The organism is Nitrospira sp. ND1 (assembly GCF_900170025.1).
GTDB lineage: Bacteria > Nitrospirota > Nitrospiria > Nitrospirales > Nitrospiraceae > Nitrospira_A.
The window spans coordinates 2,115,163-2,127,634 of record NZ_FWEX01000006.1 but is presented as its reverse complement, the minus strand read 5'-3'; the positions used below and the strand labels follow the sequence as shown (position 1 = coordinate 2,127,634).

Here is a 12,472-nt window from a genome sequence, read left to right as displayed (position 1 = left end):
GCTCTATACTCCGCGCGGGAATAATCGCAGCATCAACTTCGTCGCATCGCGAGGCGCGGTCCCGGCGATGTTCGCATCCTGCTCGTGAAACCGCTTGGTGACTCCGGCCGACGGCTTGGCGGCACTATCACACAGCGCATACAGGATCGGCGGAACCTCAGCACCGTGGCTCTTTGCGAGGCCGGGATCACACACGACCAGCAACCGATAGGCTGGATACGTCGCCAGTGCCGCGAGAATCGGCCCGACGACCTGGGCATCGAACCGCTCAATGGCCCGCACCTTGTCCTGCACATCAGTCGCGTGCAGCACGTCGTCGGAAAGCCCGGCATGCAGATAGACGAAGTCCTTCTTGGCCAACTCCTGCACCGCCGCCTGCACGCAACCCGTGAACTCATTCGCGTCGCTTCCGTCGGCAAGCGGAAGCTCGACCGCATCCAACCCGGCGCACACCCCAACTCCACGATGGACATCACTGGATGACACCACCACACCGGCAATCTGGTATCGCTCCGGCAAGGGCGGCCACACGGCGGCACGGCCCTGGCCCCACAACCACAGGCAATTGGCGGGCTTCAACCCCTCCTGCTCACGTTCCTCATTCACCGGATGGTCGCGCAGGATGAAAAACGCCGCATCCATGATCTTGCGCAGCACGTCGGCGCCATCGCCGCTCGGCAATGCATCGGCAATCGACCGGCCGACCAACGGTTGTGGATCGAGACACGTCGCGCGGGATTTTCCTCCGACCCAGACCATGAGGTGTCGATGCCCGGAACCGGGGTAGAACTGAATCGATTCCGAGCCAAGCTGCTCATTCACCGCTTCGAGCAACTCACGAGCCTGCTCCGTGTCGATGAGACCGGCGGTCGCGTCCTCCATGAGGACATGCGGCCCGAGTTTCTTGATGTCGGTTGCTCGATCTTTGCTACCGGAGGCAGACTCCCCCCGCACCGTCACCATGGTGCACCGGAACACCACGTCCTGCTCACCCACCGTGACGCCGAGACCGGCCGCCTCCAGCGGACCGGGGCCCGGATAATACTTTTTCGGATCATATCCCAGCACAGCCACACTGGTGACATCACTTCCAGCGGCTCCGGCTTCCGAGGGAAGGCTCAACAACCCCACCTCGCCACGCTGGGCGATCTGGTCAAGGTTCGGAGTTGCGGCCGCTTGAAGCGGGGTTTTTCCACCGAGTTCCGGACACGCGAGATCTGCCATCCCGTCGGCATGCAGGATCAAATATTTCATGCAATGTTCCTGAGGTAATCAGACATGAAGGAGGCGGGCCACATCATCGCGGGTGGCTTTCACCGTTTGAGGCTGACGTGAAATGCCGATCGCCGTATCGGCATCCTTCAAACCATGCCCGGTCAACGTACACACAACCGTGGCACCTTCTTTTAATTGTCCGGCCTGACTCAATTTAATGACACCGGCCACGGAGGTAGCGGAGGCTGGTTCGCAAAAGACACCTTCCTCACTGGCCACCAACGCATAGGCATGCAGAATTTCTTCGTCGGTGACCATATCAATGGCACCGGACGACTCCTTCACCGCAGTGAGAGCCGATTGCCAACTGGCCGGGTTGCCGATTCGGATCGCCGTGGCCACCGTCTGTGGCTCTTCGACGATATGGCCCAAGACAATCGGCGCCGCACCAGCGGCCTGAAATCCCATCATCCGAGGCAACCGCGTCGTCTGATTGGACGCACGATACTCCCGATAGCCGTTCCAATAGGCGGTGATATTACCTGCATTCCCTACAGGAAGTACATGCATAGCCGGTGCATCGCCGAGATCGTCACAAATCTCCATCGCCGCCGTTTTCTGTCCTTCGATCCGGAAGGGGTTCAGGGAGTTGACCAACTCAACGGGGTAGGTCGCCGACAGCTCTTTGACGATGGTCAGCGCCTGGTCAAAATTTCCTTCGACTTGAATGACGGTGGCCTGATGCATCATCGCCTGCGACAACTTCCCCAGCGCGATCTTGCCGGCCGGAATGAGCACATACACGGCAATGCCCGCCCTGGCCCCGTACGCCGCAGCGGAGGCAGACGTGTTTCCGGTGGAGGCGCAAATGACCGCCCGCGCGCCCCCCTCGACAGCCTTGGAGATCGCCATGGTCATACCGCGGTCTTTGAAGGATCCGGTGGGATTCATGCCTTCATACTTCAGATACAGATCGATCCCCGGAGCGATTTTCTTCGCGAGCCGCGCCGCGCGGATCAGTGGCGTATTGCCCTCGCCCAGTGTGATCACAGGGGTCTGCGCCGTAACCGGCAGGAACTTCCGATATTCTTCGATGATCCCACGCCAACGATTCATAACAATCTATTCGACCATCCTCTCAGCACAACGGGAGAGACACATTCATTCATCACGCCCTTCGACTCTGATCAGCGTCGTGGGCTCGGAGATGTAGGACATCGGATTGATTTCACGGAGCGCGTTCTGAATATCCCGCTCTTTTGCCATATGCGTCATGATCACCACCGGCACCGTCTGCCCCTCTTTGCGTCCCTGCTGCAGCACCGACGAAATGCTGATCCCATAACGACCCAGCACCCCCGCAATCTGCGACAACACGCCCGGCCGGTCGAGCACCATAAAGCGAATATAGTAGAGCGAGGTAATTTCTTCCATCGGTCGCATGCGCAACGGCCGCCGCTGATCGGGCTGGTAGGATGCAGGCGGGACACGACCGGCGGCATCCTTGAGCAGATTGCGCGCGATGGCCATGACATCACTCACGACCGCACTTCCCGTCGGCATCGACCCGGCGCCCCGGCCATACAGCACGACATCTTCGACAGCATCGCCCACTAGCTGAATCGCATTGTAGACACCGTCGACCTTCGCGATTTGAGAGGCCGACGGCACCATCGTCGGATGCACGCGCGCCTCGATTTCGCCATCGGAATATTTTGCGATCGCCAGCAGCTTGATTGTAAACCCGAACTCCTTCGCATAAGCAATATCGAGCGGCGTAAGCCCGGTGATACCTTCGGTATAGATCTCTTTGAAATTGACGGGTGTCCCGTAGGCCAAGCTGACCATGATGGTCAGCTTGTGAGCCGAATCAATTCCCGCCACATCGAAGGTGGGGTCAGCCTCGGCATAACCGGCGCGTTTCGCCTCTTCCAGCACCACGTCGAAACGCTGGCCTTCACTGGTCATTCGGCTAAGAATATAATTCGAGGTGCCGTTGATGATGCCGTAAATCGACTGGATATTGTTCGCGGCCAATCCTTCCATCAATGCGCGGATGACCGGAATTCCACCCCCCACGCTCGCCTCGAAGCCGAGATCGATGCCTTGACGCGAAGCCGCGGCAAAAATCTCTTCGCCATGCACGGCCAGCAAGGCTTTGTTAGCCGTGACCACATGTTTGCCTCGTTGCACGGCGTCCAAAATCACACGCTTGGCGAGATCGTACCCGCCCATCAACTCGATGACGATATCCACCCGTGGATCCGTGAGGACTTGCTGGATATCCGTCGTGAGCACGCCCGGCGGAATCGCAATGCCGCGATCGCGCGTGATGTCCAAGTCCGCAATGCGAACCAGCGTGACGGGTACACCCACCCGCCGACGAATCAATTCAGCATTCTCGATCAACACACGAGCCACACCGGTGCCGACCGTTCCGAATCCGATTAACCCGACCCCGATCTCACTCTTCATGATTCCTGGTCATCCAAATTCAATACTTTGCGGATCCCGCGCAAAGCCTGCCGGGTGCGATGCTCATTTTCCACCAGCGCAAACCGCACGAATTCGTCTCCGCCTTCTCCGAAACCGATTCCCGGCGATACGGCGACCTTGGCTTCCCGGAGAAGCAGCTTCGAAAACTCCAGCGACCCCATATGCCGGAACGGGTCCGGAATACGGGCCCACACGAACATCGTCGCGCGGGGTAACGCCACCGGCCAGCCGATACGATTCAGCCCGTTCACGAGAACATTGCGCCGGTTTTGATACCGCTGCACGACTTCCTTGACGCAGTCCTGTGGCCCATTCAACGCGACGGTACTGGCAATCTGAATCGGCTGAAAAATTCCGTAGTCGAGATAACTCTTCAGCTTGGCGAGCGCGCCGACTACTTCACGGTTGCCGACACAGAATCCGACTCTCCAGCCGGGCATGTTGTAGGCCTTGGACAGCGTATAAAACTCCACACCCACATCCTTCGCCTCCGGCACCTGCAGAAAGCTCGGTGCCTTATAGCCGTCGAACGCGATATCGGCATAGGCCAAGTCGTGAATCACGATCACGTCGTGTTCCTTGGCAAACGCGACGATCTTCTTGAAAAACTCAAGATCGACCACGGCGGTCGTCGGGTTGTGCGGGAAATTGATCACGAGAATACGCGGACGCGGCAAGGTTTGGCGATAGACGCGCAACAGGTCATCGAAAAAGTCGCTGTCCTGGCGCAGCTCAATCCCGCGCACTTCCCCGCCGGCGATGATAAAACTGTACATATGGATGGGATAGGTGGGCGTGGGCGTCAACACCACATCGCCTGGCCCGATCGTAGCCAGCGCCAAGTGGGCGATGCCTTCCTTGGAGCCGATCGTCACGATCGCTTCGGTCTCAGGATCCAAATCCACATCGTAATTGCGCTTATACCAACCGGTAATCGCATGACGCAGCTTCGTGATCCCGCGTGAAGCTGAATAACGATGGTTTTTGGCCTTCCTCGATGCTTCGATCAATTTATCGACGATATGAGGCGGCGTGGGCTGATCCGGGTTGCCCATGCCGAAGTCGATGATATCCTCGCCCCGCTGACGCGCCTCAAGTTTCAGGGTTTGTACTTGCGCAAATACGTAGGGGGGAAGTCGTTTAATGCGGTAAAATCCGTCGCCGATCGCCATGAATTTGTCAGACTCCTACAGGCGGGTCCTCTGCCGAACAGGTTCAGTCGCCATGCCTCTGAAAGGGGCGTATTTTAATGGAGGCCTCAAAACGAGTCAATTTCGCTACGATTGTCAGGACTTGGGGGTGGGCACCCTATCGTGGTCACACTCAAAACAGTGAGGCCTCTCACGATCTGCCTCCTTGCTCCCCCGTACCGTCTTCTGTTAATAATGCCTCAGCAACCAGAGAATTGTCTATGATTTTCGACCAGTTCCGAAATCTTTCCCCTATGATCTGCAGGGAAATTGCGGAGGCGTAATGGCTCGACTGGGTGTAAATATCGATCATGTGGCGACACTCCGGCAGGCGCGAGGAGGGACCGATCCCGACCCCTTGACCGCGGCCATTCTCGTGGAATTGGCCGGCGCCGATGGCCTGGTTGTGCATCTTCGGGAAGACCGCCGGCATATTCAAGATCGAGATCTCACCATGTTGCGGGAAATCGTGCGAACCAAGCTGGATCTGGAGATGGCCGCCGACGACGCCATGGCCAAGATCGCCCTGAGCGTCAAACCGGACCTGGTGACACTCGTCCCGGAACGCCGACAGGAGCTGACCACGGAAGGCGGTCTCGATGTCGCTAATCACCGCGATCGCATTCAGAAAATCGTCGATCTGCTCCGCGACGGAGGCATCCCCACAAGCTTGTTTGTCGAGCCGAGTCTCGATCAAATCAAGGCGGCGCACAAAATCGGCGCGGCCTATGTCGAGTTACATACCGGCCGCTACTCCAACGCCAAGCGGTCGAAGGAAGAAGACGAGGAGTTCGAGGCCATTACCCAGGCAGCCAAACTGGCGTACAAGCTCGGTCTCGGCGTGAACGCCGGGCACGGCTTAACCTACAAAAATGTGAAACGACTCGCCAAGTTGCCCGAAATTGTGGAATTCAATATCGGTCATAGCATCATCGCCCGATCCGTCATGGTCGGATTGGTCCAGGCCGTGCGAGAAATGAGGGAATTGATCGCCTAGTCCGGCCATCCCCACGACACGGCCTGTCACCCTCGCCGCGAGAAACCGACCGGGAGTCACAGAACACCATGATACCGATCGTGACCGCCGAGCAAATGCGAGCCCTGGATCAGCGGACAATTACGGAAGCCTTGGTGCCGTCCCTGACGCTGATGGAACGAGCCGGAGCGGGGGTCGTCACTCACCTTGAGGCCCGATATGCACCGCTTGCCGGGAAATCGGTCATCATCCTCTGCGGCAAGGGGAACAATGGTGGAGACGGTTTTGTCGTCGGACGGCTGTTACGACGAAAACAGGCCCAGGTCCACATCCTGCTGCTCGCGTCCCCCGAGGATCTGAGTCGCGATGCAAAGACGATGTACCAGCGATTTCTCCGATCAGCAGGGAAATCGGCCGTTACATGCCCCGCCGACGTGGAGACAATCCAACAACGGTTGGCGACCGGGGACATTCTCGTCGATGCGATTCTCGGTACCGGCCTCTCCACCCCCGTCACCGGGCTCTATCGTGATGCGATCGAAGCCATCACCGCCGTTGGCCGACCGACCGTGGCCGTCGATCTTCCATCAGGCCTGCATGCCGATACAGGAGCGGTGCTGGGAGCCGCCGTGCGCGCGGATCTCACGGTGACGTTGGGATTGCCGAAGGCGGGGCTCTATAGTGGATCCGGCATCGATTGCGCTGGAACGGTTCGACTCGTGGATATTGGGATTCCCGCCTCCTTTGTCGAAGCCATCGGAAGTCGGTTGATGCTGCTGACCGATACGGCTGCTCGCGCGGCACTCCCCCCACGACGCCCCTCGGCACACAAAGGCACCTACGGCCACCTCGGCGTCATCGCCGGCTCGGTCGGCAAGACAGGCGCGGCGGCCATGGCAGCACTCTCAGCCCTGCGCATCGGAACCGGCTTGGTGACGGCCGCAATTCCCTCGAGCGCCAATGATATTCTGGAAGCAAAACTCCTCGAAGTGATGACACTGCCGATGCCGGAAACCAAAGCTCGGACCTTCGCGCGTTCCGGTTTGGATCGCCTCCTCGCGTTCGCCGGCGCCCGGGATGCCGTCGCGATCGGACCGGGCCTGACCACCCATCCCGAGACCGTCGACCTGGTACAGGAACTCGTGAAGCGAATCGACAAGCCCTGCGTACTCGATGCCGATGCGTTGAATGCATTGGCGGGGAAATCCTCGTTACTGACCGAGTGCAAGCGACCGCCGATTATCACTCCTCATCCAGGCGAGATGGCCAGGTTGGAAACCGAGGCAACCACGCAATCGGTCAATGAAGATCGTCTTGGCACGGCCACCAGATTTGCGCGGGAACGCGGCGTCTTTGTCATCCTCAAAGGAGCCCGCACGGTGATTGCGCGCCCGGATGGCCTGGCAGCCATCTGCCCGACCGGCAATCCCGGAATGGCCACCGCCGGTACCGGTGATGTCTTGACGGGCATGGTCGGCGGGCTACTCGCGCAAGGCTTGGCCCCTTGGGACGCCGCCTGCGCGGCGACATACTTTCATGGTTTGGCCGGAGATTTGGCCGCGCAGCATCTCGGCCAAGCCGGCATGATTGCGAGTGATCTCATTCAGCACATCCCCCATGCCCTCGCGCCGACCACACACACCTAAGCCGGTGCCATCACCTGCGGCACCTCTCAGGCAAACAACCGCGGGGTCTCCCCCTATCGGCAAACCGTGGCACATTGTGCTTCGATCTCCGAAACACACGCACCGCCTGGGACGTTGCCTGGGCACACTCCTCCAGGGAGGCGAAGTTCTCGCCCTGTTCGGCGAACTGGGAGCAGGCAAAACCTCACTGGTCAAAGGCATCGCCGACGGGCTGCTCGCCGAACCGACGGACGTGAGCAGCCCGACGTTTACACTCATCCACGAATACCGGGGACGCCTTCCATTGGTCCACTCCGACCTCTACCGCCTGACCGCCGCCCAACTCGAAGATACCGGACTCAACGACTACTTAGACGGCCACACTGTCACTGCGATCGAATGGGCCGATCGGTGGGGCGACGGTCTTCCGTCGGACCGGCTCGATGTCCACTTGTCGCACCGCCCCCCGGCGGCCCGCCGCGCAATTCTCACAGCCAGAGGCCCTGCTGCACGGCGTCTGCTGGACGCGCTTCGCTCCCGGCTCTCCGCAAATCGCCCCACTAGAGCGGCTCAGCAAACCCGTGTACAATTGAACCGGCCAAGGAGGGCCTCGCATTGATCCGATTGATATTGGTGGGAACGCTGCTGCTACTCGCGCTGTCGTTTTTTTTGCAGAACCAGGAGCAGGAAGTCACTCTGCGGTATTTTTTCGGTCTTCGATCCGCCTCAATCCTGATCTATAAACCGATTCTGGCGGCCTTCGGCGTCGGACTGTTAGTGTCCGGGATTCTGCTGTTTCCGGCCTGGGTACGCGGCCGCATCGAACTCCGGCGCAAAACCAAGGCGCTGCAGGAGGCCGAGGTGGATCTGGAGCGCCTCCGACAAGCCCTCGACAAGGCTGCCCGCCGCGTGGGGACGTCTTCGGACATTCCCGCTGAGGGAGAGCCCTCCGATGGGTGACGCCGACGGCACCCCATTAATGCGGCAGTATCGCGACATCAAGCAGGCCTATCGCGATGCCATCCTTTTTTTCCGTGTCGGCGATTTCTATGAAATGTTCCAGGAGGACGCGGTGGAGGCGTCCAAACTTCTCTCCATTGCGCTGACATCACGCGATAAATCCAGCGAAACCCCGATCCCTCTCTGCGGTGTCCCCTATCATGCCGCCACTAATTACATCGCCAAACTCCTCCGTGCGGGACGAACCGTCGCCCTGTGCGAGCAAGTCGAAGACCCCAAACTGGCCAAGGGTCTGGTGCGCAGGGAAGTCGTCCGGCTCTATACCCCCGGCACACTCATCGATAGCGAATTCCTTCCGTCCACGGAATCAAACGTGCTGGCCGCGGTATGCGTGCGCCTTCGATCCGCAGGGACCGGACGCAAAGAGCCCTCCTATGGCCTCGCAACGCTTGAAGTCTCGACCGGAGACTATTGGCTCAGTGAGTTTCATGGGATCCAGGCAGAAGCCTCCCTGCGGGACGAACTGGCGCGGCTTGAACCGAAAGAATTGCTGTTTCCCGAAGATCTCTCTCCGGACGAACAGCAATGGACCGCCGATCTGACCGGCCCCCGATGCTGCGCACAACCTGCGACGTGGTTCGACCTGGAGCAGGGTCGCATGACGTTACAAGAACAGTTTCGCGTGCATTCCATGGAAGCCTTCGGCTGCCACCGACTCACACTGGGCATCCAAGCCGGGGCGGCAGTGTTGCGGTATGTCAGGGAGACTCAACCGTCGGCCCCTCTCGACCATATCCGCCCGCCACGAGTGAGACAGGATCATGACGCCATGCACCTGGACAGCGTCACCATCCGCAATCTGGAACTCGTCAGGCCTGCCGGTCGTGCGGAGGACTCGTCGAACCAGTCCACCTATACGTTATTGGGCGTTCTGGATCGCACCGTCACCGCCATGGGAAGCCGGTTGCTCCGTGAGTGGCTCCTGCGGCCATTGGTCAACAGCGCGGCAATCGAGGCTCGACTGACAGCGGTTGACGAACTCAAACGACAGATCGACGCACGAGTTCGCCTCCGAACGGCATTGCGAACCGTCCAGGACATTTCCCGTCTCTGTAGCCGCATGTCCCTCGGAGTTGCCAATCCGCGGGATGTCCTCGCTCTGAAAATTTCCGTCTCTTCGCTTCCCGCAATTCAGGCCGAATTGTCCGTGCTCGATTCTCCACTCATCGCCGACCTGATGTCGTCATGGGATAACGCCCAGGATCTCTACGAGTTGATCGAAGGAGCCATAGAGCAGGAGGCGCCCGTATCGATTCGCGACGGCGGCATCCTGAAGAGCGGATACCATCCTGAAGTCGATGAACTTCGCAAGGCAAGTCGGGAGGGCAAAGGCTGGATTACCGGCCTCGAAGCCAAAGAACGCGAACGGACCGGCGTCGAGTCGCTTAAAATCAGATATAACCAAGTCTTCGGGTACTATATTGAACTCACGAAGGCGAATCTCGGGAAGGTACCGCCCGACTATATCCGCAAGCAAACCCTGGTCAATGCCGAGCGCTTCATGACCGCCGAGTTAAAGGAACTTGAAGAGCGGGTCACGGGAGCCGACACAAAACTGACGGCCCTGGAGCAAGCGCTGTTCGAACAGCTCCAGACACGACTCGCTGAGGAAACAGCCCGCCTTCAAGAGATCAGCCGACGATTGGCCACCCTTGATGTAATCGCCGCCCTGGCGGAAACCGCCGCGCTCAATCGCTATGTGCGACCAACCGTCGACGAAGGTGATGGCCTCCATATTGTTCAGGGCCGACACCCGGTCGTCGAACGTCTTGATCTCTCCGGCGGATTTATCCCGAACGACACCCATCTGGATCTGGCTACCAGCCGGCTGCACATTCTGACTGGCCCCAACATGGCTGGGAAGAGCACCTACCTCCGACAGGTCGCCCTGATTACATTGATGGCGCAGATGGGAAGCTTTGTCCCTGCCACGGAAGCCAGGATTGGGCTGACTGATCGCATCTTTACCAGAGTCGGCGCATCCGACAATCTCGCAGGTGGCCAGAGTACCTTCATGGTTGAGATGACGGAATCAGCCCATATCCTCAACTGCGCCACACCTCGCAGCTTGATCCTCCTCGATGAAATCGGACGCGGCACGAGCACCTATGACGGGCTGAGCATTGCCTGGGCAATTGCAGAATACATCCAGGATCCTCGGCGTCTCGGCGCGCGCACGCTCTTCGCGACTCACTATCATGAAATGACGCAATTGGAGAGTCTACGGGAAGGGATTACGAACTATTGCGTTGCGGTACAGGAACGTGACGGGAAGGTGCTGTTTCTGCGAAAGATTATTCGAGGGGGCGCCGATCGCAGCTACGGAATCCATGTTGCTGAACTGGCAGGTCTCCCCGATCAGGTAATACACCGGGCCAAGGCCGTCCTTGCTCAACTTGAGTCCTCCTCGTCATCCGAACGGTCAGTGCAGGAGAACCAGCAGTCGCTTCAATTTGATGCCACGCTCCCTGCGCCTCATCCTATGCTTGAGGAAGTTCGCCAAATGAATCTCTTCTCCATGACCCCCCTCGATGCGCTCAATCGACTTGCTGAACTGCAACAACGGCTATTACAGGAATAGCTCACATCCCGGCCTAGACAGTTCCTCCCTCGACGTCGCAAATAAAAAGGCGGCATCCCTTTCGGAATGCCGCCTTCTTACTTCAGGCCAATGGCCTTCTACTACTCAGTGATGTCCACCACCCTGATTGTACTTGGCAGTCCAGGGAATCAGGTTGGCAAGCGGCTTGCCATTTGGCAACAACACATCATATTGCAACGGCAAATTCGCTCCATCCGGAGTCTTTGGGGACGTGTTCAGCAACGTCTTCGCGGCGTGGCAAGGAGCATCCACTTCCGTCTTCCCTTCACATTCCTTCAAGCGAAGGGAGGAGATGCTCTTTGGCTTACCCATTTCGCCGGCATTGTCGGCCAACTTCTTGACTGACGAAATCACGCGGCGATTTTGCTCGACTTCCTGAGCCACGAACTCTACCAGAGTGGTCGGGGATCCAGGGGGAACTTCCTTCGCTGCAGCCGGTCCGGAATGCGGACGCGCCATGGACTTCAACTGCTCCCACACATTCTTGTCCGCGGGATAGAACTTGAGGTTCTTCCCTGGGTGAATTCTCTGCCAAAATAAACCGCTCTCTGCGTTGCCGCCGAACACAGCGATGTTGAGCCAGACCGCTTCATCGTATGGATCTAGAATGATGACACGCCCCTGCAGCGTAGTGGGCTTGCTCAGATCTCCCCACTCGAATCGCTCCTGGAACGCCTCGATGGCCAGCGCAGTGGAGGCAAAACCCACCACCAAAGCCACGGCAGCCATAAAGGTCCACCCCTGCTTTTGAAGCTTCATAATCACATCCTCCTTAAAGAAGACAAAAAAGTCTCAAGAATGTCGCCTCGCGTATAAATTCTATTTCAAGACCTTGAATCCGGTAATGGTCCGACCATCAAGGGTTACTTCCATCGCCACAAGCTCCTGCGATGCCTTGATGATTTGATCCATCAAACTCTTATCCTTAACAGACAAACGAACGGTGGTTTGCGCGTGGTGCCAGCCGGCGTAAGGATTGTTCTTGTCCGTACCTCCGGTAAAGCCCCAGCCGCAGCAGGTAAACAAAGGATCTGGCGGCTTCACATCCATGGATGTTGAAGACCGACCGCCCCCTTCACCGGAAGCCGGATCACCGGTGTTCCAGTACTGGATGCCGAAGAGCAATTCGGTATCAGGATTGTCTGCCCATTGCGACCACACCCGACCCTTCAAGGTATTGGTGGTCTCACCCTTAAAAAACTTTCCGCTGCCCGTGGTGACTTCGCTCGGTCCGCCCCCGGCTGGAGCATCCGCCGCCAACGTAACACCGGCGGTCAACAAGCCGACAACGGAGGAGACTGCAAGTGCGGCTAGAATTCCGACCCTATTCATAACCCTACCCTCCTTG

Annotated in this window: 11 protein-coding genes; 5 read left to right on the top strand and 6 right to left on the bottom strand. The window is 58.6% G+C overall.

The window, feature by feature from the left end; genetic code table 11:
- Nucleotides 1-3: 3 nt before the first annotated feature.
- The 4 genes from apgM to alaC are packed head-to-tail and all read right to left on the bottom strand — an operon-like array spanning nucleotide 4 to nucleotide 4,883.
- Complete coding sequence (gene apgM, locus NSND_RS14805) at nucleotides 4-1,254, bottom strand: 2,3-bisphosphoglycerate-independent phosphoglycerate mutase (RefSeq protein ID WP_080879735.1); 1,251 nt, start codon at nucleotides 1,252-1,254, stop codon at nucleotides 4-6.
- An 18-nt stretch (nucleotides 1,255-1,272) separates the two neighbouring features.
- Nucleotides 1,273-2,331 (bottom strand): threonine synthase, encoded by a 1,059-nt coding sequence (gene thrC / locus NSND_RS14800; protein ID WP_080879734.1) that lies wholly within the window; start codon nucleotides 2,329-2,331, stop codon nucleotides 1,273-1,275.
- Nucleotides 2,332-2,376: 45 nt separating this feature from the next.
- Entirely contained in the window at nucleotides 2,377-3,690 is a 1,314-nt protein-coding gene (locus tag NSND_RS14795) for a homoserine dehydrogenase (RefSeq protein ID WP_080879733.1), read from the bottom strand.
- Nucleotides 3,687-4,883, bottom strand: coding sequence for an alanine transaminase (gene alaC, locus NSND_RS14790; RefSeq protein WP_080879732.1), 1,197 nt, complete (start codon nucleotides 4,881-4,883; stop codon nucleotides 3,687-3,689). The genes NSND_RS14795 and alaC overlap by 4 nt, the downstream gene beginning before the upstream one ends.
- A 301-nt stretch (nucleotides 4,884-5,184) precedes the next feature.
- On the opposite strand from alaC, the gene NSND_RS14785 reads away from it, so the two are divergent.
- From NSND_RS14785 to mutS, 5 genes are all read left to right on the top strand, one after another.
- Nucleotides 5,185-5,898 (top strand): pyridoxine 5'-phosphate synthase, encoded by a 714-nt coding sequence (locus NSND_RS14785; RefSeq protein ID WP_080879731.1) that lies wholly within the window; start codon nucleotides 5,185-5,187, stop codon nucleotides 5,896-5,898.
- A gap of 68 nt (nucleotides 5,899-5,966) precedes the next feature.
- The gene (locus tag NSND_RS14780; RefSeq protein WP_080879730.1) at nucleotides 5,967-7,523 is read left to right on the top strand and encodes an NAD(P)H-hydrate dehydratase; all 1,557 of its coding nucleotides are present in this window, start codon (nucleotides 5,967-5,969) and stop codon (nucleotides 7,521-7,523) included.
- Between the two features lie 76 nt (nucleotides 7,524-7,599).
- The gene (gene tsaE / locus NSND_RS14775) at nucleotides 7,600-8,121 is read left to right on the top strand and encodes a tRNA (adenosine(37)-N6)-threonylcarbamoyltransferase complex ATPase subunit type 1 TsaE (RefSeq protein WP_200810541.1); all 522 of its coding nucleotides are present in this window, start codon (nucleotides 7,600-7,602) and stop codon (nucleotides 8,119-8,121) included.
- Nucleotides 8,118-8,462, top strand: a complete 345-nt coding sequence (locus NSND_RS14770) for a LapA family protein (RefSeq protein ID WP_013250609.1) — start codon at nucleotides 8,118-8,120, stop codon at nucleotides 8,460-8,462. The genes tsaE and NSND_RS14770 overlap by 4 nt, the downstream gene beginning before the upstream one ends.
- Nucleotides 8,455-11,103 (top strand): DNA mismatch repair protein MutS, encoded by a 2,649-nt coding sequence (gene mutS / locus NSND_RS14765; RefSeq protein WP_080879727.1) that lies wholly within the window; start codon nucleotides 8,455-8,457, stop codon nucleotides 11,101-11,103. Before NSND_RS14770 ends, mutS begins: the two co-directional genes overlap by 8 nt.
- A 105-nt stretch (nucleotides 11,104-11,208) precedes the next feature.
- On the opposite strand, the gene NSND_RS14760 is transcribed toward mutS, so the two are convergent.
- Together NSND_RS14760 and NSND_RS14755 are read right to left on the bottom strand one after the other, a co-directional pair.
- Nucleotides 11,209-11,883, bottom strand: coding sequence for a hypothetical protein (locus NSND_RS14760; protein WP_080879726.1), 675 nt, complete (start codon nucleotides 11,881-11,883; stop codon nucleotides 11,209-11,211).
- A gap of 60 nt (nucleotides 11,884-11,943) precedes the next feature.
- Complete coding sequence (locus NSND_RS14755; protein WP_013250612.1) at nucleotides 11,944-12,456, bottom strand: hypothetical protein; 513 nt, start codon at nucleotides 12,454-12,456, stop codon at nucleotides 11,944-11,946.
- Between the last annotated feature and the right edge of the window lie 16 nt (nucleotides 12,457-12,472).